Origin of the sequence: Wolbachia endosymbiont of Drosophila mauritiana, assembly GCF_004795975.1 — a bacterium.
Lineage (GTDB): Bacteria > Pseudomonadota > Alphaproteobacteria > Rickettsiales > Anaplasmataceae > Wolbachia.
The window spans coordinates 1,162,536-1,185,771 of record NZ_CP034335.1 but is presented as its reverse complement, the minus strand read 5'-3'; the positions used below and the strand labels follow the sequence as shown (position 1 = coordinate 1,185,771).

The window sequence follows — 23,236 nt, the reverse complement described above, 5'->3', positions numbered from 1 at the left end:
GCTCTCCTTACTTCAAGAACTCTTTAATATTTAACCACTTAAGTCCTTTCAAGATATGTTCTTAGATAATAGTTTTTCAAATCTTTGGTAAATCAAAGTCAGCTTAACTATTAATTATTTATCTTTTTTCTAGTTATGCAACGGGCCTATTATTAAATCTTTCAATAATACCTTTTATTTTTGCCGCCTCTTCAAACTCTAAATTTTCAGCATGCTTCAACATTTGCTTTTTCAAACTATTTAGATCATCCTGACTAAAATTCTCAATTACCACTTTTTCCTGTAAAGTATTTGATATAGGCTTTATTATAGTTTTTGGTACAATATTATGCAGTGTATTATGCTCTGTCTGTTTCTTTCTTCTCCTTTCAGTTTCTTTCAGTGCACGATCCATAGAATTAGTAATTTTGTCTGCATATAAAATTACTCTGCCTTCAACGTTGCGTGCAGCACGACCTATCGTTTGAATGAGCGAAGTCTCTGATCGTAAAAAACCTTCTTTGTCAGCATCCAAAATTGCAACCAACCCACACTCGGGAATATCAAGACCTTCCCGCAACAAGTTAACGCCAACAAGAATATCTATTTCTTTAGATCTTAATTTGCATATAATTTCAATTCTTTCCAGTGCACCAATATCTGAATGTAGGTAAGTTACTTTCATACTGAGCTCACTCATATGCTCAGCTAGCTTTTCAGCCATTTTTTTTGTCAATGTGGTAATTAGAATACAAAACCCTTTTTTTATCGTCACTTGTGCCTCATGAATCACATCATCAACCTGACTCTCTGTTGGTTTTATGGTGCAGATGGGATCTGTCAGTCCTGTTGGGCGGATAACTTGCTCTATAAATGCGTGATTTGTCTTTTCTAATTCATATTTTCCTGGAGTAGCCGAAACGTAAATAGTCTGTGGCCGTATTGCCTCCCACTCTTCCGATTTTAATGGACGGTTATCAAAAGCAGAAGGTAGCCTAAAACCATAATCTATCAATTTCTTTTTACGTGCTTCATTACCGCTATACATTGCACCTATCTGGGGAACGGTTACATGGCTTTCATCAACAAATAAAATTACATCTTTAGGTAAATACTCAAACAATGTAGGCGATGGATCTCCGGCTTTCATTCCGTAAAGATAACGCGAATAATTTTCAATACCTTTACACACTCCCGTTGCCATCATCATTTCAATATCAAAATTAGTACGCTGCTCAAGGCGTTTTGCTTCAACAATTTTGTTCTGTGAATAGTAATAATCCAAGCGTTCATGTAGTTCTTTTTTAATCAACTGAACTGCTTGCAAAAGAGTCTCACGTGATGTAGTGTAATAGCTGTTTGGAAAAATGGTGACTTTATCTATACGTCTGATAATATTGCCGTTCATGGCATCAATCTCAGAAATTTCCTCTATTTCATCACCAAACAATGATAAACGCCAAGCTTTATTTTCATAATAGGCAGGAAATATATCAATAATGTCGCCGCGCACTCTGAAATATCCTCGCTCAAATCTGACATCAGAACGTTTATATTGGAGATTAACTAAATTATTCAGAAAGTCATTAACATGAATCTTATCTCCAGCACTTAAAGTCAAGGTCATGCTGAGATAGCTCTCAGGCGAACCAAGACCATATATACAAGAAACACTCGCAACTACAATCGTGTCCCTACGCTCCAAAAGAGAGCATATAGCAGAATAGCGTAGCATATCAATTCTTTCATTTATTAAAGAGTCTTTTTCAATATAAGTGTCTGTTTGTGGCGAATAAGCCTCAGGCTGATAATAATCATAATAAGAAATGAAATATCCAACAGCATTGTGGGGGAAAAATCCTCTCATTTCCTCGTAAAGCTGCGCCGCTAAAGTTTTATTATGTGCCATAATTAACGCAGGCCTGTTTGTTCTTACAATAACATTTGCCATAGTAAAAGTTTTTCCAGAGCCAGTAACTCCAAGCAAAACCTGATCTCTTTTGTTGTTATTTAGCCCTTCAACTAAACTATCTATTGCCTGTGGTTGATCTCCAGCTGGCTGGAAATTTGTAACTATTTGAAATGCCATAATCCCTATACTTTCATAATATGTTTATCATTACATAATACACATGATATTATGAGTAAGGTATAAAAACGAGCGTAAATGAAGTTCTATTTTCCTTTTTTATAGAGTTGGCTCCAAATTCTATTGTTAGTGAGAACGAAAAATACCGTCAAAATTATAAAATATGTCACTATTTTTAGCCCAAGTTTATGTCGGCGCTCCAGTTCTGGCTCCGCTGCCCATTGTAAAAAATTTACCACGTCATATGCCATATTTTCAACTGTGGCTTGTCTTGCACCATCATATTCTACCATTCCTTCAGAGAGTGGTGGTGCCATAGCTAACCTGCCTGTTGAAAAATATGGATTAAAATATAAACCTTTCTCATCCTGCTCGCCGTTTTGATAGCCTATCAAAAGTGAATAGACGTAGTTTGCACCATCGTGCCTTGCTTTGACAATGAGTGATAAGTCTGGTGGAATTGCACCATTGTTGCTTGCTGCAGCTGCTTCTTTCGTATCAAAAGGTGCAATAAAATAATCTGATGGTATTCCAGGTCTATCAAACATTTCACCCAAATCATTCGGACCATCTTTAACTTGATAAGAGGCTGCAATTTGTTTTACGTCCTCTTCAGAAAAACCAACATCTTGCAAATTACGGAACGCTATTCTATTCATTGAATGGCAAGCAGCACAGACTTCCTTGTATACTTTATAGCCACGCTGAATTGACTCTCTATCGAAAGATCCAGTAATTCCATCAAAACTCCAGTCCATCTTCTTATTTGGTGATGGCGTGAATTCTTCCGCACATACATAATTAGCAAGAAATAATGCACAAAATACAGCAAATATATTTTTAACCAGCATTACTTCATCTCCGGCGCAGAATCACTTATGGTTTTTGGTAATTTTTTTGGTTTCTCATACTTACTCAGTAAAGGTAAAATTATCACAAAATATGAGAAATAATAAAGAGTTGAAAGCCTACTTAAAGTAATGTAAGGCTCTTTAACTTCCTGACCTCCAAGCCAAGCAAGAAATGCAAAATTTACTGCAAAAACCCAAAAAAATTTCTTAAACAATGGACGGTAAGCGCCACTTTTAACCTTTGATTTATCAAGCCAAGGCAAAAGAAACCACACTAAAATAGATCCAAACATGGTAAGTACACCAATAAGTTTATTTGGAATTGAACGCAACATCGCATAAAAAGGTAAAAAATACCATTCTGGCACTATATGTACTGGAGTTACCATAAAATCAGCTTCTATATAATTATCAGGGTGCCCAAGATAATTAGGAGCATAGAAAACAAATGCAAACAAAGCTATAAAAAACAGGCCAAAAGTTATGCAGTCCTTTGCTATATAATAAGGATATAGTGGAATAGTATCCTTACTTGATTTCACCTCCACTCCACTTGGATTACCAGAGCCAAATCTGTGTAGAGCAATAACATGCAACATAGCTAAAGCAATAATAATGAAAGGCAGAAGATAATGCAGTGCAAAAAAACGATTGAGTGTTGGGTTATCAACGGAAAAACTACCCCACAACCATATAACTACTTTATCGCCAATTAAAGGTATGGCTGAAAATAATTGAGTTATAACTGTTGCACCCCAAAAGCTCATTTGTCCCCATGGAAGAACATACCCCATAAAGGCAGTTGCCATCATCGCAAAAAATATAAATATGCCAACAAACCACACCATTTCTCGCGGTCTCTTATAAGATCCGTAATATAATCCACGCATGATATGAACATAGACCACCATAAAGAAGAGTGATGCCCCAACAGCATGAGTATAACGTATCAGCCATCCATAACTTACGTCACGCATTATACGCTCCACACTATTAAATGCATGATCAACATGCGGAGTATAGTGCATAGCAAGAAATATACCTGTTATTATTTGTAAAATCAGCGCTATACCAGCTAAAGAACCAAAATTCCAAGCATAATTTAAATTTTTTGGTACCTGATAAGAAGCAGTATGTTTTAGAAAAGAAAATATGGGCAGCCTATACTCTATCCAACCAAATATACCTTTTTCTTCTATTATTTCTTTTTTGCTATCATCTTCCATAACTTAAAGCTTTTTCATCTTAACTTATTTTATTGTAACAACTTACCTACAACGCACAATAAAAAGTTTGAATTTAAAGAATAGATTTCAAAAATAAGCACTCAAGTTTGAGTGCTTATTTTAACTGATTTAGAGGGGCTTTTGATGACGCACGCCTTTAGATATTGTTAAGTTGCTCAGTAAGCTTTCAGGACATTGATAAAGTTTTTCACAATTACTAAGTGCCATCTTGACATTTCTTTCTATAGCACTAACTTTTCTTTCTTTAATTTGCTCCAATGTCAAAAGCGAATTATCCAGTGGCATTGAATATCTTTCCCCTGTGAATTTACTGATTGCTATAGCAGTTAGCAGAATTGCTCCATTACAATCAACTTGTGAAGAACCAATTGAGCTTCCAGTTGAATGTTCAATAGATTGCTGTGCAGGAGGTAAAGCAGGGGCACTCTGAAATAAGCTACTGAGTGCAGCAGTTGTTGAAGTTCCCATCCAACTAAATACACTATTAATAAAAGAAGAAGGTCTTACTGCACTACTTGGTGCAAGAGTAGTATCACCTGGGTTTACATTGGCACTCTCTGCTTCTGCAACAATCTCTTTTATCGTTTTACCGGGATAAAATAACTTAACATAATCTGATGGTGTCTCGTTCCTTATATCCTTAACATTATCAATATCAGCACCACTATCGTATAACAGCTTCATTATTTTTGGACGTTTTAAACTAATAGCCAAATATATAGGTGTGTGCCCCCGTCTGTTTTGAACATTGACGTCAGCATGATATTCAATAAGAAGCTCTATTATTTTTTGGTAATCTTTCTGAGTGGCAATATGTAGACACGAATCTTGTGAAGAATCATTAAAATCAAATTTGCCATCTGGACTAGCACCATGCTTAAGTAGGACCTCTACTTTTTCCGAACTATTTTTATCTATAGCCCAGCCTATAAGAGTACGTCTTTCACCAGCATATGAAAAATAACCACTAATGCTAGCCTTTTTATCGATTAGAAGCTCTATCATTTCTTTGGTGCCCTTTGTAACAGCATAGTATATAGGAGGCACACGAAAAAAGTCCTCAATATTAACATCTGCACCATTCTCAATTAAAAACCTCATCATTTCTAAATCTTGTTTACTAACAGCAATCGATAAAGGTGAGTTACCATTTCTATCTTTAGAGTTAATAACATTAGTAGTATGTGTCTTTCCTTCTCTAATATACTCCTCAGCTTCCTCAGCTTTTTGAAAATCACGTTCCTTTACTGCAGAACGTAACCCATCTCTCCATTTTTTAACTTCTGTTTTTGTAACCATAACCCTCCTAAAGGATAAAATTTTTGCCCTTATACCACATAATTTGGGCATATGCTAGTGGAATTTATATGTAAAATTAAAAAAAATTTTACAACGCAAGAGATTGTTATTTCATCACATGCTACATTTAGTTTTTGTACAAAACACCATAAACCTCCTTAATTTACTTAAATTGCGTAGCAGCTTATTCCCAACATATAAGAGCTTAAACTTAAAGAGGATTATATAAAAACAAGCACTCAAATTTGAATGCTTATTTTAACCGATTTAAAGAGATTTTTGATGGCACACGCCTTTAGATATCGTTAAATTGCTTAATGAACTTTCAGGACATTGATAAAGTTTTTCACACTTACTAAGTGCCGTCTCGACTTTTTTGTCTATAATATCAATTCTTGTCAGAGGTGGATTGTCCAGTGGCCTTAAATATTGTTTTCCTTTAATATAACTTACTGCCATAGCAATTAGAGTAGCTATTCCATTACAATCGACTTGTGAAGAACCAATTGGGCTACAATCTAAGTGATCAACAGATTGCTGTGCAGGAGGTAAAGCAGGAGCACTGCTGAGTGTGGTAGTGGTTACCCAACTAAATATACTATTAATAAAAGAAGAAGGTTTTACTGCGCCGCTTGTGATGCTGCTAGCTTCTTTAAAATCTGCTCTGGTAGGAGTGGAGGAAGAGTTCACTGTGCTACTTGCCAAGTTTTTGGTATTACTAACTTCCAATTCTATCTTAATTGCTTTGGTAGGGAATAATTGAAGACTCGCTGCACTACTTACCAAATCTGTGCTGTCGTTAGCGTCTTTAATACATGCTTTTATAGAAGTTAATTCTGCTTCACAGTCAGCTTCAGTAGCATTGCTCAATACAGATTCTATTTTTTGAATTTCACTACTACTACATTCATCTTTTCTAGCATCTCCAACAACATCTAATGCTGTTTTGCCGTAACGACTTTGAATACTAGCATCAGCACCTCTACAGAGTAGGAGTTTTACCATATCTAAATGACAATCGTTAGATGCTAAGTACAAAGGTGTACAGCCTTGATAATTTTTAGCATTGATGTTAGCACAACTATCAAGTAAAAACTTTGCTATTTCTAGTCTGTTATGTCTAGCAGCGATGTGCAAGGGAGTACTCAAATATCGATCACTAATAGTAGTATTAACATCAGCACCGTTTTTACATAAAAACCGTAATATCTTTAAATTACCGAAGAGAGTAGCATGATGTATAGGTTTCATATAGTATTTTTCATAATTCAAAACCTCATTTTTTATTTGTTTATGCTCTATCTCTTCAATATATTCTTTAACTTTTTGAAAATCACCTTTGCCTATAGCAGAAGCTAATTTTTTTCCAAATGTCTCAATTATTTTTTGTCTTTCCATCAAATACCTACTAAAGTACAACATCCTTGGCTTTATATCACACAATTTAGTATGTGCAATTGAAATTTACAGAGAAAAAATTTCAATAGTGAAGAATTAGGTCTTCCAACAACCTATCATTTTAACTTTCGTACAAGACATGCTGAGCTTCCTTATTCAAATTTTTTTGCTCTTAATAAGAAGCAATCTGCTTTAGAAGAGGAAATAAGGGATAGAAAAATAAGCACTCAAATTTGAGTGCTTATTTTAACTGATTTAGAGGGACTGTGATGATGAAAACCTAGATATTGTTGAATCGCTAAATGAACTTCGAGGACATTGATAACGTTTTTCACAACTACTAATTGCCGTCTCGAGTTTTTTTTCTATAATATCAAGTCTTGTCAGAGGTGGATTGTCCAGTAGCCTTGAATACTTTTTCCCTGTGAACTTTTTGACCACTACATCAACTAGTAGAGCTGTTGCATTAAAATCAACTTGTGAAGAACCAATTGGGCTACCAGCCAAGTGATCAACAAATTGCTGTGCAGGAAGTAAAATAGGAGCACTGCTGAATAAGCCATTGAGTGTGGCAGTGGTTACCCAACTAAATATACTATTAATAAAAGAAAAAGGTTTTACTGCACTGCTTGGTGCAGGATTTGGAGTATCACCAGCTTCCAATCCTATCTTAGTATTTGCCCTAGTGGAGGCTGAGAAAGGGTTCCCTATACTACTTGCTGCATCTGGAGTATCACCAGCTTCTAACTCTAATTTAGTATTAATTCTAGCAGAAAGTAATAGTTCTGTACAATTATTTTTATGAAATCTTAACACAGCTAAGAATATTTTTCCTATGTCACAGCCATCACTGCAAAGACTTTCATAACCTGGGATAACCTCAAATGCCGTTTTGCCATTTGCATTTTTAATATTAATAGTATTATTATTGAGCAGAAGATTCGCGATATCTAATAGACAATAAAAAAAGGCTAAGTGTAAAGCTGTAAAACCTTGCATTACTTGGGAAGTGGTACTACTAGTACAATGATATATCATTTCTTTTATTTCTGCTTTGCTATTCATGGCAGTAACGTACGAGTAAGGAACAAGACATCCATCACTAACAGCATTAATATTAGCATTATTTTTAAGCAAAAACCGCACTATCTCTAAGCTACCTCTATAAACAGCAAGATGTATAGGTGCCATACCATCTTTTTTACCATTAATAATCTCTTTTTCTTTATTTATATATCTTGCCTTTTTAACATATCTTTTAACTTTATTAATATTAAGCTCATCTATAGCCGCAAATAAATTCTTTCTAAATCTCTCAAGTTTTTTCATCAAATACCTCCTAAAGAATAATGTTTCCGGTTTTATATCATGCAACTTAATATGTACAAGCAAAATTTACAGAGAAAACAATGGTTAAAATTAGGTCTTCATCAACTTATCACGTGCTGCGTTTAACTTTTGTGCAAAATATTCCGATCCTCCCTTGTCTGGGTGGACCAGTTTCATTAAATTTTGGTATGCCTGATTGATTTCATTTTGGCTTGCCTCGGAATTCAGCCCTAGTATTTTTAATGCTTCATCTTTGGACATATTATCACCAGTGTAATTTTTGGTGTAACTTTTACTGCTGTTAAATTCGTTCAAAAACTTACTTAATATAGAGTTCATCATAAAACTTATGTTATTTCTCTTTGCCAAAAAGAGAAAGAATACAACAACGCTAGGTAAAACAAACGTGATTATTGTGAATATCAAAAAAAGGAAGAAGATGAATGACATGTATATTTTTTTATCATTTTATGATTAAATAGTAACAATTATAATTGTCATGGTAAATAACATGTTTATCCAGATTGAAGAAACACCAAACCCAAACACGCTAAAATTTCTTCCTGGTTTTGAAATTCTGAGCGAAGGAGAAACAGCTGATTTTTCAAATGCAGATGAAATAAAGAACTCTAAATTAGCAGTAAATCTTTTTCAAATAGAACATGTTGTAAGAGTATTTTTTGGTCATGATTTTATTTCGGTAACAAAATCAGATAGAATGAATTGGGATATAGTAAAGGTGGAAATTTTAACTACAATTATGGATCACTTTACTTCTGGTGGAAAAGCATTTGATAAAGAAGGAGTAAGTGATAATAAAATGCTAGAGGAAGAATTCTTTAATGAAAATGATATAGAAATTGTAAATAGAATAAAAGAATTGATGGAAAGTTATATTAAACCTGCAGTTGCTCAAGATGGTGGTGATATCAAGTTCCGTGGCTATAAAGACGGAATAGTTTACGTTGAACTGCAAGGAGCTTGCTCTGGGTGCCCAAGTGCTGCAATTACCTTAAAACAAGGAGTGCAGAATATGCTAAGCTATCACATACCAGAAGTTTCAGGTATAGAGACTATGCTATGACTAATCAAACAGTTAAAGGAACGAAAGATCTTCTGTTTGATGAATGGTATAAATTTAAATACATAGAGCAAACAGCAAATAGAATCTCAAGTTTATACGGCTTTTTACCTGTTCAAACTCCGATATTTGAATACACAGAAGTCTTTACAAAGACTTTAGGTGGTAGTTCAGATATCATAAATAAAGAGATGTATACTTTTATTGATAAAGGAGGAAAGAGCATAACTCTACGTCCTGAATTCACAGCAGCGATTGTCAGGCTACTTATTGAAAAAAAACTGCAAACACCGATAAAATTATTCTCAACAGGACCTGCATTTCGCTATGAAAGACCACAAAAAGGACGACAAAGACAATTTCATCAGATAAATTTTGAGGTTTTTGGTATAGAAAATCCAAAAGCTGATATTGAATTGATATCACTCGCTCAGCATTTGTTAACTGAATTTGGCATCAATGAGAATGTAAGACTGGAAATCAACTCTTTGGGTGATAGTGAAACAACAAGTAAGTATAGAGAAGCTTTGATATCGTATTTAAAAAAGTTTCAAAATGACCTATCAGAAGATAGTCAAAATAGATTGATTAAAAACCCACTCAGAATACTAGACTCTAAGGATAAGACAGATAAAGAAATAATCTCTGACGCACCAAAAATCAGTGATTATTATACAAAAGAATCTTCATATTTCTTTGACCAGGTGTTAAATGGACTGCAAGCTCTTGGCATACCTTACACTGTAAATAGCAAATTAGTTCGAGGTCTAGACTATTATTGTCACACAGTATTTGAATTTGTCACAGAAGATTTAGGTGCACAAGGAGCAGTTTTTGCCGGTGGAAGATACGATAATCTAGTATCTTCAGTAGGTGGAAAACACACTCCAGCGATAGGATTTGCAGGAGGTATTGAACGCATAATGGAGTTAATCAATTATTCTCCGAAAGAAGAGCGACCTATTTACCTAATTCCAATTGGTAGAGAGGCTGAAGAACATGCTTTAACACTTGCAAATGAATTACGCAGGAATGGTTTATACGTAGTTTATGAACATAGTGGAACTCTAAAAACCCGCATGAAAAAAGCAAATCAAGCAAATGCAAAAATTGCATTAATTTTTGGTAATGAAGAGCTAAGCAGTAAAACTTTAAAAATTAAAAACATGGACACGGGTGAAGAAAAAATGATTGCTCGCGATAAAATCGTAGAAAATATCTAATCAGAAGCAATAGGAGTATTAGCTATAGAAGAAAATTCCTCTGCACAAGAATTTTTCATAGCATTTAATATATCATAATCTGTAAAATCTAATTTTATCGGTGTAATAGTAATAAAACCTCCTTTTATTTTATCTACACTACCACTGCCTGAGTGTTCCCGAGACCAATTTAAGCTCAAAGAACCATTCAAGTTTTCAGTAAAAGTTAAATCACCATCAATGTTATATTCACCTTGTTCAGCAAATTCGACCCCTTTCACTTTTTCTGTAGCAGGAAAATTTATATTCATCACTATATCTTTAGGCCAACCAACTTTCATTAGCTTGCTGATAACCTTTGGTGCAAAAACTTTTGTATTGTTCCAGTCTATTTTATCATGATAAACTTGGCTCAGCGCAATAGAAGGTATAGATCTTGCAGCACCTTCCATTGCAGCACCGATTGTGCCTGAATAACAAATATCATCGCCGACATTTGATCCAATATTTACTCCAGATAATATTAAGTCTGGTTTTTTATTCATAATTTTATTTAACGCGATAATGACACAATCTGCGGGAGTACCAGATACACTAAACTCTCTTTCACTATGCCGATTTATTTTAATAGATTGCTTCACTGGATAATCAAGAGATCTTGCAGCTCCACTCCTATCAGTATCTGGTGCCACTATCCATATTTCTGATGCAAAACTATGTGCAATCTCTTTGAGTAATCTTATTCCTTCACTTTCAAAGCCGTCATCATTTGTTATCAGTATTATCATATTCAATACTCATCCATCAAAGTATACTGATGAGATTTTAAGTTTCTTTTCATAACCATGGACTTTAACAAAGAATCTGCTACAAATCAATAAGGAAAAATTAGAAGTGCTGCCAGGTTACTGCTGCTTGGCTTGCTGTGAGTTAACCATAAACACCAATCCTTTTAGCTTCACGCCTAACTCACAATCAAAGCTTAGGCAAGTCTCAGAGCTCTAAGTAGTAGAGAATCTTGTATGCCCTGCAAAAAATGCTTTCATCTTTTCAAGATAAGTAGATGGTTTTTCAGGTATTGCTACCTCATCTATCTTACCAAATATTGCTGCATCTATGACTTCATCTGTTATTAATTCTCTCAGCCTTTGTTTTATTTGCCCTCTTCGAATATGTTCTCCATAGTCATTATAAAACTTCACATATAACTCTTTAAATACAAATTCTTTTATAGCACTTCTCATATGAGAAATCCCATCCTTTACTTCATCATTTGCATTGCTCAAATCCACTCCAGAACCTGGTGAATATAAGTCATCAAAATTTTCTTTTAAAATCTTGATTTTAAAGTAGTGCTTATCTACAGATTGCTCAAGAAATCTTTTAGTAGAATTACCTGCCAACTCTCCTATTATCTGAGGTTCTAGTTGAGCTGCAAAATTATTTTCTGCTTCAAGGCCACTTAATGCATAAATGATACGATTAAGCATTCCAGGACCACACTGGCGATTACTTTCCTCAAAACGAACCAGCAATACAGATTTCAATAGCTCTACATCTGCATTTTGTTTTCTTGCTGCAATTAAAACTAAATTTATGGCTTGTGTTAATGTCAGTCCGGTTTTGGAATCTACCCACCTTACCCACTCTCCTTCTCTATAATTATCTAGCTTCAAATAAGGTGCTATCAATTCTTTCTGCTGATTTGTCAACCCGCTTATATAACTTTTAAACTCTTCATCCAGCTCATTTGACGGAGTACCATGTTCTTCCTTTAATTTTTTGGCACACTCAATAACGCTTTGCTGAAAACTTCTATTATGGACACTCTGACTGCCAGTGCCTACATCACTTACATTAAACAAGAAGCTAAGTTGCTTTACATTCAAACCCAAAGGTGAAAAAAGCTTTACCAATGGGTACTTTATTAATTCGAGAAGTGCTACTGGAATTAGCAGTGTATAATTTAACAATAATAAACCAAAATTGAATATAAGAAATCCACGTAGAGCTGATATTTTTGATGCAACGTACAAAAATGGAAGCTGTAGATAATATATTAAGTGTATATTGAAAAATAAGATTTTGTCCTTTAGTTTTATTGTCGGATCATTATAAATCTCAAATAACGTGTTATTACTATCAATGTTGTCATTTTTAAATGAGTTATAGTTGTTTATGATTTTCTCTTGCAAAGGCAGGAGCATTTTATTCAGGCAAATAAATGCAGCGATAACAATAAAACCTGTAGCAAAGAACGCTAATGCAGGACTAGAGGTACTTGTAGATAAGTAGGTATAAAGATTACGAATTAAGTCATTACAAGGACGAACTAGAATTGGATCAAGGATATAGTTAACGAAAAGACTTAAATAATGATAAATAAAAGGTAAGAATAAAATAAAACTACAAATAATCAAAAAAGCTTTTAACCTTGGATTCATGCTACCTCTTAATAATCTATTAATATACTTTTAATTATATGCTTAAACTAAAAAAATGCAAATTTTTTAAAGACCAATTGAAATTTCTGAGCTTCAACTATATTGTTAATTATTCAGATAAAAATTAAACATTGTCGTGTCAAATAAAATAGGCTTTTTTGCTATTTTTGCCTTGGTGATTAGTAGCCAAATTGGCTCTGGAATTTTTATGCTTCCAATTAGCCTTGCACCTTATGGCGCTTATAGCCTCATAAGCTGGGTGATATCAGGATTTGGCGCTATATCTCTTGCTTTAGTTTTTGCTGCATTGTGTGCAAAATTTCCAGAAACGGGTGGTCCTCATATTTATGTGAAACATGCCTTTGGCTCTACAGCAGCTTTTTTTGTTGGCTGGACATATTGGCTAAGCTCATGGGTTAGTTCAACAGCTGTGACAATTGCAAGTATTGGTTATCTAGCTCCCCTTTTTCATAATGATATACAAAATATACGTTTGCTTTTAGAAATAATATTAATTTTAGCTATTATGCTAATAAACTTAAGAGGAGTAACTACCGCTGGCCGTGTTGAACTTCTGCTGACCAGCGTTAAAATTATCGCACTTCTTGCAATACCCATAGCAGGGCTATTTTTCTTTGATAGAAATAATTTTATTGTAAGTGAGGAAGTATCAAATCTCACGATGTCGCAAACTCTTGCCCGTTCTACGCTCTTGACTTTATGGTGTTTCATTGGACTTGAATCAGCAACAACACCTGCAGGATCGGTTAATAATCCTTCTAAAACAATACCAAGGGCTATTGTGCTTGGAACAGTCTGTGTTGCTGTGATATATTTCATCAATAGTCTTTCAATTATGGGATTAATAAATGGTAATGACCTAGCAAATTCAAAAGCACCATACGTTGACGCAGTCAAAATTATGTTTCCAGGTAATTGGCATTTAATTATTTCTGTTGTTGCCTTTATCGTTTCTGTAAGTAATTTAAATGCTTGGTTTTTAGCTGATGGACAGGTCACCTTAGGCCTTGCAAAAGACAAGTTAATGCCGCAATTTTTTGGCAAAAAAAATAAGCATGATGCTCCATTATGGGGAATAATACTAAGTACTTTGGGGGTGTTAGTTTTACTTATCCTAACGTCAAACAAAAGTTTTGCTGAGCAAGTAACTTCAATAATTGATATCTCTGTGGTGTCATTTTTGTTTATCTACTTAACATGTAGCTTTGCTTTTCTCAAAGTTAATATACAAGACAAAAGCTACTGCAAATTTTTAATTGGAGGTGTGGCTGTATCTTTTTGCTGTTGGATAATATACGAGACTTCTATAAAAACATTGTTAATATCAAGTCTATTCCCTTTAAGCGGAACACTGATTTATCTACTTTGGTATCATAAACTAAAAACTTAACTTAAATTTTTTATTTGCTAAAATTCTTAAGCTATACTACTGGCTTACATTAATAGAATTAAGAGGTATTGTGTCAAATAAAATAGGTTTTTGGGCTGTTTTTGCTTTAGTCATTAGTAGTCAGATCGGCTCTGGGGTTTTTATGCTTCCAATTAGCCTTGCTCCATATGGCGCTTATAGCCTTATAAGCTGGATGATATCAGGAGCTGGTGCTGTGTCTCTTGCGCTAGTTTTTGCTACGCTATGTTCAAAGTTTCCAGAAACAGGAGGTCCTCACGTTTATGTGAAACATACTTTTGGTTCTACCGCAGCTTTCTTTGTTGGTTGGACATATTGGGTAATCTCATGGGTTAGTACAACAGCTTTAATAGTTGTGGGTGTTGGCTATCTTACACCATTTTTCCATGAAGATATCAAGAGCATACGTTTATTTTTAGAGCTGTTGTTATTTACAATCATTACATTAATAAATTTAAGGGGAATAGCTACTGCAGGGCGAATTGAGTTTTTACTCACGGTTGTGAAGGTTGCTGTATTGCTTGCAATACCTGTAGCAGCACTGTTTTTTTTCGATAGAAACAACTTTATTATAAGTGAAGAAATACTAAGTCTTACAACATCGCAAATTCTTGCCCACTCTACACTCCTTACTTTATGGTGTTTTATTGGACTTGAATTGGCAACAGCACCTGCAGGTTCAGTTGATAATCCAGCTAAAACTATACCAAAAGCTGTAGTGCTTGGCACAATTTGTGTTGCTGTTATATATTTTATCAATAATTTCGCGATTATGGGATTGATCAATGGCAATAATTTAGCAAATTCAAGAGCACCATATGTTGATGCGATAAAAATTATGTTTTCTGGTAATTGGCATTTGATTATTTCTGTAATTGCATTCATCTTTTGTGTTGGCAGTCTAAATGCCTGGGTTTTATCTAGTGGACAAGTTGCTTTTGGTCTTGCAGAAGATAGACTAATGCCAAAATTCTTTTCTAAAAGGAACAAGCATGGCTCTCCTTTTTTGGGAATAACAGTTAGTTCAATTGGAACTGCAATTTTACTAATTCTCACTTCAAACAACAATTTTGCCCAGCAGATTACGTCGATTATTGACTTTTCTGTAATTTCATTTTTGTTCGTTTATCTTGCGTGCTGTTTTGCCTTTCTAAAGGTTATTATACAGGAGAGGAGTTGTTATAAGCTTTTAATTGGTGGTATAGCAACAACCTTTTGTTGTTGGGTGATATTAGAAACCCCTGTAAGCACCCTGCTGATTTCGAGCCTGTTCACTGTAAGTGGCATGCCTATTTATTTATTTTGGTATCGTAAAACTTCTGTGCAACAAATTCAGTAATGAGAGATACCCTTTAAATGGTTGATATTTATGGGCCAAGATTTTTTTTCTCTTTATCTACTTGTTCAATATTACCATTCTCAAGTTTACTACCTACTTCTTCTGTGCGTTTATTATCTATGTAGATCTCATTTTTTGCTTTATTAGAAAGACCTATTTGCGATTGCAGTTTTTTATACTCTTCTTTTTCAGGCGTGAAAATTTTCACTAAAAATCTTCCTATTATTGGTATTGAACTTAAAAAATCTCTTAATCCAAAAGATTCTTGCTTCTTGTTTGAAAGATGCTGGTCTATCTTAGAAATTTTCACACCATACTTTTTATCATCAAAATTTATCGCTGGCTTGCTTTTTTTCGAAAGAACATTTTGAATCTCTAATCTATTGACTTTTTCAGGCTTTTGAAATTCAGATACTGCAGGTTTGACCTTAGTGTCATCATGTTTTTTACTCATTTCATTCTACCATGCAATATTACTAGTATCTTATAATTATAACTAAATTATGGTTAATTGCAAGGTAAAAATATTAAAGTAATTGTAAATTTTATCAGTAAAAATATAATATAGCTTTAAAGTCAGAGGTTTATCTATATGGGATATAAAATTGCTGTTATTGGAGCAACAGGAAGAGTAGGGCGTGAGGTATTAAGCACGCTTGCCGAGTTTCAAGACGAAGGAAAAATTTCAATAGATTCTGTTGTTGCTTTTGCATCGAAAAAATCAAAGGGAAAAAAGGTGAGTTTTGGTGACAAAGAGTTAACAGTTTTATGTCTTGAGGATTATGACTTCGTTGGAACTAATATAGCCATTTTCTGTGCAGAATCTCATGTTTCTCAGAGATACGTACCAATTGCAACTGAGGCTGGGTGCGTTGTGATAGATAACACTTCCTATTTTAGGATGAAAGAAGGCGTGCCACTAGTTATTCCAGAGATCAACAAAGATAAAATTACGGAATATAAAAACCATAACATAATATCTAATCCAAACTGTACTACAATACAAATGTTGCTGGCATTACATTTATTACACCAAAAAGCAAAAATAAAGAGAATCGTTGCTTCAACTTATCAATCAACTTCTGGTGTAGGTAAAGCAGCAATGGATGAGCTTTACAATCAGACAAAAAAAATCTTTATGAATGAAGCTAAAAAACCTGAAATATTTCCTAAGCAAATAGCATTTAATTGCATTCCTCATATAGGAGAGTTCATGGAAGATGGTTCTACAAAAGAGGAGTGGAAAATGCAAGAGGAGGCAAAAAAAATTTTAGAAGAGGATATAAAAGTAACTGCAACTTGTGTCCGAGTACCTGTTCTTGTTGGTCATGCTATAGCAGTAAATGTAGAATTTGATCAGCATATAACTGAAGAAGAAGCTCGTGAAATGCTCAGTGAAGACGATGGAGTTTTAGTGCAAGATAAGCGCGAAGATGGTGGATATATGACTCAGATTGATGTTGTGCAAGAGGATGCCGTATACATATCGCGTATTAGACAAGACGATACCGTTAAACACGGATTAAATATGTGGATAGTAGCTGATAATCTACGCAAAGGTGCAGCACTAAATATAGTGCAGATCTTGGAGATCTTGATCAAAGAGCATTTATAGCTCAATAACTTAAATCTATATTGACATGTCCCATTTTACGCTTGTCCCTAACCTCTTTTTTCCCATATATGGTTAAACTAGCTTTTTCATTGCTCAAATATTTGTGAGAATTATATATATCATTACCTATTATATTTTTTGTCATGCAAGGAAAGCGTAATACTACTTCCTGCATAGATAGCCCGCATATTATCCTAACTAGCTGCTCGAATTGACTAACGTTGCATGCATCCAAGCTCCAATGGCAAGAATTGTGGGGTCTTGGGGCCAGTTCATTAACTAGTAATTCATGATTTTGAGTGATGAAAAATTCAATAGCTAGAATTCCTACTACATCAAGCGCAGTTGCTATTTTCTCTGCAGTTTTTTGTACCTCTTGGGCTAATTTATTATCTATTTTAGCTGGTGCTATTGAAGTATTAAGTATTCCGTCAACGTGGTGATTCTCTGCTATAGGAAAAAAAGCTACTTTACCGTTTTTATCTCTTGCAACGACTATTGAAACCTCTTTCAGTAAATCAACACTTGCTTCAAGAATGTACTCTTTATTCCAATCGAAGGAAGCAAATTGCTTCAGTTCAGAATCATTTTCAATCACATATTGTCCTTTTCCATCATAACCCATTTCTGTTGTTTTTAGCCTCACTGGATAGCTAAAAGTTTCACTACTTTCTAGTAGCTGATTATAATTTTGTATACTTTTGTAATCAGCAGTTTTTATGCTTAAATCTCTAATAAAATCTTTCTCTCTCAGCCTATTTTGCGAAATGTGTAACGCCTTTTTGCCTGGATAAAAATCTGTATGCTGCGACACAATATCAATTGCACTACATGGAATATTTTCAGATTCAATAGTGACTAAATCCACACTCTGTGCAAAAGATTCAAGTGCCCTCTTATCACAGAAGTCTGCTATTGTTAAATCATCAGCAATAGAACAAGCTGGATCGTTTTTAGCACTGGCAAAAATATGCGTTTTGTGCCCAAGTTTTATTGCAGCGATAGCAGTCATTTTACCTAATTGCCCACTTCCTATTATTCCTATCACTTTTTTATCCAGTGGATCTGTTTTGTTCATCATGTAGATTAATATTTCCTAGTTAGAGTACGATAATATGCTTGGAAAATCTATGAAAAAAGTGTATAATTGAAGTGTGTTAAATTTTTATCATGAACACTTTACGATGACCATGAAATACACACTTATTACTAATTCTGTTGAAGTTACAGTTTTGCCAATTTATATTGAAGAGCAATCCATTCCTTATGAAAATTGTTACGTATGGATGTATAATGTTAAGATAAAAAACAAAAGCTCATCAACTATTCAATTATTAAGTCGCTATTGGCGAATAATAGATCATAAGGGTAAAATAAATGAAATTGCCGGAGTTGGTGTTATTGGAGAACAACCTGTAATAAAATCTGGAGAGGTATTCAAATATACAAGTGGAACATACTTAAATACACCATCAGGAATAATGCAGGGTAAATATGAATTTCTGAACGAAGAGAGCATAAAAACCTTTGATGTTATGGTACCATCCTTTTCTTTAGACAGTCCATACGTTAACACTAGGCCTCATTGATCGTCAAGATAGTGTATTTGTTCAAGTGCATCTGAAACCAATGCTTCTTGTTTTATCATTTGAGCTTCCATAATGTCATCCGAGTAGCTGATACTGAGATCCAACTAAGTTGATAAACACGAAAGCACTGACCATTTGCTTCTATAGTTGTCTTTTTTCGTCTATCTTATTTTGTTACTCTGCTGAACAGATGCAAAATAGTTTATTTTTGATTCTTATCATCAAGTGTGAATAAGATTATTGTAGAGGTTAAACCTATAATAACTATCATTAACGAAAATGGGGCAGCTTCTCTGTAACGCTCATCGCTGACAAGTTCATATACTCTAGTTGATATAGTTTCAAAATTAAATGGTCTGATAATTAGTGTTGCCGTGAGTTCTTTTACCGTATCCATAAACACGAGCAGAAATCCCGATAGTATGCTTTTCTTGATAAGGGGAATATGAATATTCAGGCACGTGGAAATAGGCCCATGACCCATAGTATATGCAGTCCATTCAATTTCATTTGGTGTTTTTTTGAGTCCCGACTCTATCGCCTTGAAAGATATAGCAAAAAAACGAAATAAATATGAGTAAACTAATGCGCCAATAGTTCCTACCAAGCTAATTTCTACAATATATTGAGTAATGAAAGAAGATATTCTGCTTAAAAACATTATTATGCTAATTGCAATAATTGCATTTGGAATTGCATATCCAAGAGAAATGAGACGTGCTATATTGCTTATTACCTTATTTTTACGTGCTGTATATCCAATAATTATTGCAATGCTGATCGAGATTAGCGCGGTAATAAATGATAAACTAATACTGTTTGTTATTATATTATAAAATCTTGCTTCGTATATGAAAAAGCCTTTCTCTATGCTCCAATATATAAGTGGAATCATTGGTAAAATAAAGCCTATTAATATCGGCAATACACACATAAGATAAGAAAAGATCAACGATATAGAACCGTTTATACTACGTTTATTGTGATAATCTGCATTAGTATTGATTGAAGAGTAAGATATTTCTCTTTTTTGTAGTTTTTTCTCGATAACTATTAGTGTTGCAACGAAAATCAGTTCTGCAACTGCCAAAACAGTAGTTGAATATTTGTCATGCAGTAAAAACCAAGTACGGTATATTCCTGTCGTGAAAGTATCGATAGCAAGAAACTGTGGTGTGCCGAAATCTGTAATTACTTCCATTAGTACCAAGGATAACCCAGCTATAATTGATGGACGTATGGAGGGTATGATGACAGAAAACAGGCTCTGTAATGAGGAGAACCCAAGTGTTGATGCAATAGTGACTGAGTTACTAACGCTCTTTAGACTTGAGCGGACCAACATATAAACGTATGGATATAGACTAAATCCCATTACTAATATTCCACCACCTAGGGATTTGATCTCGGGAAACCAATAGTTACCTTTGCTCAATTGAAAAGTATCTCTTAACAAGCTCTGAATTGGACCTGAAAACTCTAACGTGTTTACATAAACAAACGATACTATATATCCAGGAATTGATATCGGAAAGAATAAGGCAATCTCAAAAATTCTACTTCCGGGAAACGAAAAAAATGTAGTAAGCCAAGCTGGAATTACTCCAAATATAAAGGATATTAACCCTACTCCTACCATCAAAATCAACGTATTGAGTATATATTCAGGAAAAAGTCTACTAATTACCCATCCAGAGTTTGCTGATTCTGTAAATAGAATCGATATTAACGATAGTATAGGGCAGACAAATAATACACTTACTAAAAACAAGAATATATTTTTAAATACTCTCAGAAACATTAACTTGAATCTATATTTGATATTAAAATGTTATATGCAAAAACTAAAGATATCCAGTAATTAACAGCCGTCCTATTGAATATCTTCATAATTTTATATATTATGTTTTAAATCGATAAACTAATTAATTATGAGTTTTGTCATTGCAACTTTCTATCATTTTGTAAAACTCTCTAATTATTATGACATGAAAGACGAAATAAAAGTTGCATGCGACAATGTTGAATTAAAAGGCACTATACTTCTTGCAGAAGAGGGTATCAATGCAACCGTATCTGGAGAAAGGAGCGCAATTGATAAAATATTTGATTTTCTACGTTCTGATGACAGGCTGAAAGGTCTTACGTGGAAAGAGAGCTCGGCAGAATATCAACCATTTAGTAAGATGAAAGTAAGATGAAAGTAAGATTAAAAAGAGAAATTGTAAATCTTGGTGTAAGTAATCTCGATACTTTCGTTAGAGGTCAGTACGTTGATCCAGAATATTGGGATGATTTTATCTCTCAACCTAACGTTTTAGTAATAGACACACGAAATGAATACGAAGTAAAATTAGGCAAGTTTAAAAATGCAATCAATCCACACACTCAACGTTTTCGCGATTTTCCTCAGTGGGCAGAGTCATTTTCTGAGAGTAAAGACCTGAAAGTAGCTATGTACTGTACTGGTGGAATCAGATGTGAGAAATTTACAGCATATATGAAAAGCGTTGGATTTAAAGATGTTTACCATCTTAAAGGCGGTATTCTTTCCTATCTTGAAAAAACTGGTAATAAAAGTGGTAATTGGGAAGGCGAGTGTTTTGTTTTTGATGATAGAATTGCTGTTGATCACTCACTCGCCCCAAGTGATAAAATAAAATACATATTCTGCTCAAGTAAAGTTTCAACTGATGAGCTGAAATCAGTTCCACGTGGCCAAGTGGTTTGCTCTGATTGTAAATCTTTAAGTATTGAAAGAAATTCAGAATATAACACGAACCTTTAACAACTTATTGCTTCTTGCATATTTGTAACCTTAATTTTGTCAAGGCATTTACCTATGACATAGCCCGCTCCAGCTCCAAGTAATGCACCAACTATAGCAAATGCAATCAACACTACACCAGAAACGCCAATAAGAGTTAAAGTTTCTTGCCCTAAACAACATCCTGCAACTAGACCAGCAACTAAACCAATTCCTACACCTATGCATCTAGGTTTCATATTATTACCTCTTCTAGATTTTATGTTATGACTAGTATCATGATCTCCAAAACCAAATTCTTTGATATCTTTTCTTTCTTTTATAAAATCGATAAGCTTACATATTTCTTTGTTACTTGTGTCGTTACGCAAATCATATAAATTTATAATACCATCGTTTACATATTTTTCAAAACCCATTTTATTTTTCCATACTATTAGAATATGTTTTTATTACACTGAGCATCTTAAAAATTGGTAAATTTCCATACAAGAATAAGTAGATAATCTTACCACTATAGGTGAGACTAAAGCGCTATAAGATTAAATTCCTGAAAATGTTAGTAAGAAGAGCTTTTCCAAAAACAATAAAGTTAAGAGTTGAAGAGATAGTAAAAGAGCGACTTGCAGTTAATCCAATTGATTTTGGTGAATCGTTTTGTTACAAACTCAAAGGATACAGAAGACTGAGAACTGGCGATTATCGTATCATGTAAATGCTGCAAAGTATGAAGTAACCATTGTTTCAATAAAACACAGAAAAGACATTTACGAATCTGAGGCTCCATACTAATATCCTTCCAGTATTAATTTACTGTAACCTTTCCGGTTGATCCACTCCTATTCTTTGTAACGGTGATCTCTAATTCGTTATTAGAGCCTATTTTATAGTAGCTGTCTCTGTAGAGTAGTAAAATTATAGGGGATAGCCAAAAAAATGAGTTATTTTTGAGCTGAGCAAAGCCACCTAAGGTGAAGAGGAAGGAGGGCTGTATAGTGTATATTATTTGTTTTAACTTTCGTAAAAACTGTATTAAAAAGCAATCATACTATTAGTAGTACTCATATGTTAAAATTATGTTAATTTTAATTAAGGAGAATGTTATGTCAAAAAATACACAAAACTACCATACTTATCCTTTTACGAGTGAAAGTAAGATGCAAGAATCTACACAAAAATTATTTTCTTGGATAGACGAGCAACGAGTACTCCATAATCTCTGCCACAGAAAATGTGAAGAGACATTCTTGGTATGATCCTGCCGGGCGATCTATATGCAAGGCAAGATGTAATAATATATATAATCTAAGTTCTGAACCATTTGATCCACAAAAGACAATAAAGGAATCATCTTTGGATGAATACGATTACATGTCTATTTAACAAAAAAGTGTGAGGCTTCTTTATTTTTTCGTAAAATTTTCAATAAAGAATTATATTGATAGATTATGATAGGTTAAATATATACCAATATTAGCTTTTAGGGAGAAATGACACAGACGTATTGCAAGACATTATTAGGAATAGGGAAGGTATGCTGGCTACTGGATTGTATTTCTATGATAACAACTACTCTTC

Annotated in this window: 20 protein-coding genes and 1 pseudogene; 8 read left to right on the top strand and 13 right to left on the bottom strand. The window is 34.0% G+C overall.

Features of this window, described 5'->3' with window-relative positions; all coding sequences use genetic code 11:
• Window positions 1–133: 133 nt before the first annotated feature.
• The 7 genes from uvrB to EJB00_RS05630 all read right to left on the bottom strand — a co-directional run bounded on the left by uvrB (window position 134) and on the right by EJB00_RS05630 (window position 8,534).
• The gene (uvrB, locus tag EJB00_RS05660; RefSeq protein WP_135352971.1) at window positions 134–2,068 is read right to left on the bottom strand and encodes an excinuclease ABC subunit UvrB; all 1,935 of its coding nucleotides are present in this window, start codon (window positions 2,066–2,068) and stop codon (window positions 134–136) included.
• An 86-nt stretch (window positions 2,069–2,154) separates the two neighbouring features.
• Window positions 2,155–2,919 (bottom strand): cytochrome c1, encoded by a 765-nt coding sequence (locus EJB00_RS05655; RefSeq protein ID WP_135352972.1) that lies wholly within the window; start codon window positions 2,917–2,919, stop codon window positions 2,155–2,157.
• Window positions 2,919–4,145, bottom strand: coding sequence for a cytochrome b (locus EJB00_RS05650; RefSeq protein ID WP_015587983.1), 1,227 nt, complete (start codon window positions 4,143–4,145; stop codon window positions 2,919–2,921). The genes EJB00_RS05655 and EJB00_RS05650 overlap by 1 nt, the downstream gene beginning before the upstream one ends.
• Before the next feature lie 129 nt (window positions 4,146–4,274).
• Window positions 4,275–5,465 (bottom strand): ankyrin repeat domain-containing protein, encoded by a 1,191-nt coding sequence (locus tag EJB00_RS05645; protein ID WP_015587982.1) that lies wholly within the window; start codon window positions 5,463–5,465, stop codon window positions 4,275–4,277.
• A gap of 267 nt (window positions 5,466–5,732) precedes the next feature.
• Window positions 5,733–6,863, bottom strand: a complete 1,131-nt coding sequence (locus tag EJB00_RS05640) for an ankyrin repeat domain-containing protein (RefSeq protein ID WP_015587981.1) — start codon at window positions 6,861–6,863, stop codon at window positions 5,733–5,735.
• Between the two features lie 255 nt (window positions 6,864–7,118).
• Window positions 7,119–8,192: an ankyrin repeat domain-containing protein gene (locus tag EJB00_RS05635; protein WP_167470141.1), complete on the bottom strand. Its 1,074-nt coding sequence runs from the start codon at window positions 8,190–8,192 to the stop codon at window positions 7,119–7,121.
• Between the two features lie 90 nt (window positions 8,193–8,282).
• Window positions 8,283–8,534, bottom strand: coding sequence for a J domain-containing protein (locus EJB00_RS05630; protein ID WP_225416266.1), 252 nt, complete (start codon window positions 8,532–8,534; stop codon window positions 8,283–8,285).
• Window positions 8,535–8,703: 169 nt separating this feature from the next.
• On the opposite strand from EJB00_RS05630, the gene EJB00_RS05625 reads away from it, so the two are divergent.
• Together EJB00_RS05625 and hisS are read left to right on the top strand one after the other, a co-directional pair.
• A complete protein-coding gene (locus EJB00_RS05625) occupies window positions 8,704–9,276 on the top strand; it encodes a NifU family protein (protein WP_006015115.1) in 573 nt (190 codons plus the stop codon).
• The gene (gene hisS / locus EJB00_RS05620; RefSeq protein ID WP_135352974.1) at window positions 9,273–10,496 is read left to right on the top strand and encodes a histidine--tRNA ligase; all 1,224 of its coding nucleotides are present in this window, start codon (window positions 9,273–9,275) and stop codon (window positions 10,494–10,496) included. The genes EJB00_RS05625 and hisS overlap by 4 nt, the downstream gene beginning before the upstream one ends.
• Here hisS and surE read toward each other — a convergent pair.
• Both surE and EJB00_RS05610 read right to left on the bottom strand, forming a co-directional pair.
• Window positions 10,493–11,263 carry a 5'/3'-nucleotidase SurE gene (surE, locus tag EJB00_RS05615; RefSeq protein WP_135352975.1) on the bottom strand — a complete coding sequence of 257 codons (771 nt, stop codon included), beginning with the start codon at window positions 11,261–11,263 and terminating at the stop codon, window positions 10,493–10,495. The two genes, hisS and surE, sit on opposite strands and share 4 nt — an antisense overlap.
• A gap of 213 nt (window positions 11,264–11,476) precedes the next feature.
• The gene (locus EJB00_RS05610; RefSeq protein WP_135352976.1) at window positions 11,477–12,919 is read right to left on the bottom strand and encodes a hypothetical protein; all 1,443 of its coding nucleotides are present in this window, start codon (window positions 12,917–12,919) and stop codon (window positions 11,477–11,479) included.
• A gap of 136 nt (window positions 12,920–13,055) precedes the next feature.
• On the opposite strand from EJB00_RS05610, the gene EJB00_RS05605 reads away from it, so the two are divergent.
• Window positions 13,056–14,330 (top strand): APC family permease, encoded by a 1,275-nt coding sequence (locus tag EJB00_RS05605; protein WP_135352977.1) that lies wholly within the window; start codon window positions 13,056–13,058, stop codon window positions 14,328–14,330.
• A gap of 70 nt (window positions 14,331–14,400) precedes the next feature.
• Window positions 14,401–15,687 (top strand): APC family permease, encoded by a 1,287-nt coding sequence (locus EJB00_RS05600; RefSeq protein WP_015587975.1) that lies wholly within the window; start codon window positions 14,401–14,403, stop codon window positions 15,685–15,687.
• A gap of 28 nt (window positions 15,688–15,715) precedes the next feature.
• Here the strand turns inward: EJB00_RS05600 and EJB00_RS05595 are convergent, their stop codons facing one another.
• Window positions 15,716–16,141 (bottom strand): hypothetical protein, encoded by a 426-nt coding sequence (locus tag EJB00_RS05595; RefSeq protein ID WP_015587974.1) that lies wholly within the window; start codon window positions 16,139–16,141, stop codon window positions 15,716–15,718.
• Window positions 16,142–16,279: 138 nt separating this feature from the next.
• Here EJB00_RS05595 and EJB00_RS05590 point away from each other — a divergent pair, with 138 nt between their 5' ends.
• Entirely contained in the window at window positions 16,280–17,302 is a 1,023-nt protein-coding gene (locus EJB00_RS05590) for an aspartate-semialdehyde dehydrogenase (RefSeq protein WP_015587973.1), read from the top strand.
• A 1-nt stretch (window position 17,303) separates the two neighbouring features.
• On the opposite strand, the gene EJB00_RS05585 is transcribed toward EJB00_RS05590, so the two are convergent.
• Window positions 17,304–18,380 carry a 5-(carboxyamino)imidazole ribonucleotide synthase gene (locus EJB00_RS05585; protein ID WP_135353027.1) on the bottom strand — a complete coding sequence of 359 codons (1,077 nt, stop codon included), beginning with the start codon at window positions 18,378–18,380 and terminating at the stop codon, window positions 17,304–17,306.
• A 106-nt stretch (window positions 18,381–18,486) separates the two neighbouring features.
• Between EJB00_RS05585 and apaG the strand changes: the two genes are divergently transcribed.
• The gene (gene apaG, locus EJB00_RS05580; protein WP_015587971.1) at window positions 18,487–18,891 is read left to right on the top strand and encodes a Co2+/Mg2+ efflux protein ApaG; all 405 of its coding nucleotides are present in this window, start codon (window positions 18,487–18,489) and stop codon (window positions 18,889–18,891) included.
• A gap of 202 nt (window positions 18,892–19,093) precedes the next feature.
• Here the strand turns inward: apaG and EJB00_RS05575 are convergent, their stop codons facing one another.
• Window positions 19,094–20,692 (bottom strand): ABC transporter permease, encoded by a 1,599-nt coding sequence (locus EJB00_RS05575; RefSeq protein WP_015587970.1) that lies wholly within the window; start codon window positions 20,690–20,692, stop codon window positions 19,094–19,096.
• Between the two features lie 130 nt (window positions 20,693–20,822).
• On the opposite strand from EJB00_RS05575, the pseudogene trhO reads away from it, so the two are divergent.
• Window positions 20,823–21,679 (top strand): annotated as a pseudogene (gene trhO, locus EJB00_RS05570) (oxygen-dependent tRNA uridine(34) hydroxylase TrhO).
• On the opposite strand, the gene EJB00_RS05565 reads toward trhO, so the two are convergent.
• Window positions 21,676–22,077, bottom strand: a complete 402-nt coding sequence (locus EJB00_RS05565; RefSeq protein ID WP_135352978.1) for a hypothetical protein — start codon at window positions 22,075–22,077, stop codon at window positions 21,676–21,678. The pseudogene trhO and the gene EJB00_RS05565 overlap by 4 nt on opposite strands.
• A 137-nt stretch (window positions 22,078–22,214) precedes the next feature.
• Here EJB00_RS05565 and EJB00_RS06235 point away from each other — a divergent pair, with 137 nt between their 5' ends.
• Window positions 22,215–22,373, top strand: a complete 159-nt coding sequence (locus EJB00_RS06235; protein ID WP_015587968.1) for a type II toxin-antitoxin system RelE family toxin — start codon at window positions 22,215–22,217, stop codon at window positions 22,371–22,373.
• Window positions 22,374–23,236: the final 863 nt, after the last annotated feature.

What these genes read in the sequence shown, in the direction of transcription:
- EJB00_RS05565 (WP_135352978.1), bottom strand. Translation starts at nt 22,077, where the DNA reads ATGGGTTTTGAAAAATATGTAAACGATGGTATTATAAATTTATATGAT.
- apaG (WP_015587971.1), top strand. Translation starts at nt 18,487, where the DNA reads ATGACCATGAAATACACACTTATTACTAATTCTGTTGAAGTTACAGTT.
- EJB00_RS05625 (WP_006015115.1), top strand. Translation starts at nt 8,704, where the DNA reads ATGTTTATCCAGATTGAAGAAACACCAAACCCAAACACGCTAAAATTT.
- surE (WP_135352975.1), bottom strand. Translation starts at nt 11,263, where the DNA reads ATGATAATACTGATAACAAATGATGACGGCTTTGAAAGTGAAGGAATA.
- EJB00_RS05650 (WP_015587983.1), bottom strand. Translation starts at nt 4,145, where the DNA reads ATGGAAGATGATAGCAAAAAAGAAATAATAGAAGAAAAAGGTATATTT.
- hisS (WP_135352974.1), top strand. Translation starts at nt 9,273, where the DNA reads ATGACTAATCAAACAGTTAAAGGAACGAAAGATCTTCTGTTTGATGAA.
- EJB00_RS05595 (WP_015587974.1), bottom strand. Translation starts at nt 16,141, where the DNA reads ATGAGTAAAAAACATGATGACACTAAGGTCAAACCTGCAGTATCTGAA.
- EJB00_RS05575 (WP_015587970.1), bottom strand. Translation starts at nt 20,692, where the DNA reads ATGTTTCTGAGAGTATTTAAAAATATATTCTTGTTTTTAGTAAGTGTA.
- uvrB (WP_135352971.1), bottom strand. Translation starts at nt 2,068, where the DNA reads ATGGCATTTCAAATAGTTACAAATTTCCAGCCAGCTGGAGATCAACCA.
- EJB00_RS05655 (WP_135352972.1), bottom strand. Translation starts at nt 2,919, where the DNA reads ATGCTGGTTAAAAATATATTTGCTGTATTTTGTGCATTATTTCTTGCT.
- EJB00_RS05590 (WP_015587973.1), top strand. Translation starts at nt 16,280, where the DNA reads ATGGGATATAAAATTGCTGTTATTGGAGCAACAGGAAGAGTAGGGCGT.
- EJB00_RS05645 (WP_015587982.1), bottom strand. Translation starts at nt 5,465, where the DNA reads ATGGTTACAAAAACAGAAGTTAAAAAATGGAGAGATGGGTTACGTTCT.
- EJB00_RS05635 (WP_167470141.1), bottom strand. Translation starts at nt 8,192, where the DNA reads ATGAAAAAACTTGAGAGATTTAGAAAGAATTTATTTGCGGCTATAGAT.
- EJB00_RS06235 (WP_015587968.1), top strand. Translation starts at nt 22,215, where the DNA reads ATGTTAGTAAGAAGAGCTTTTCCAAAAACAATAAAGTTAAGAGTTGAA.
- EJB00_RS05610 (WP_135352976.1), bottom strand. Translation starts at nt 12,919, where the DNA reads ATGAATCCAAGGTTAAAAGCTTTTTTGATTATTTGTAGTTTTATTTTA.
- EJB00_RS05630 (WP_225416266.1), bottom strand. Translation starts at nt 8,534, where the DNA reads ATGATGAACTCTATATTAAGTAAGTTTTTGAACGAATTTAACAGCAGT.
- EJB00_RS05585 (WP_135353027.1), bottom strand. Translation starts at nt 18,380, where the DNA reads ATGAACAAAACAGATCCACTGGATAAAAAAGTGATAGGAATAATAGGA.
- EJB00_RS05640 (WP_015587981.1), bottom strand. Translation starts at nt 6,863, where the DNA reads ATGGAAAGACAAAAAATAATTGAGACATTTGGAAAAAAATTAGCTTCT.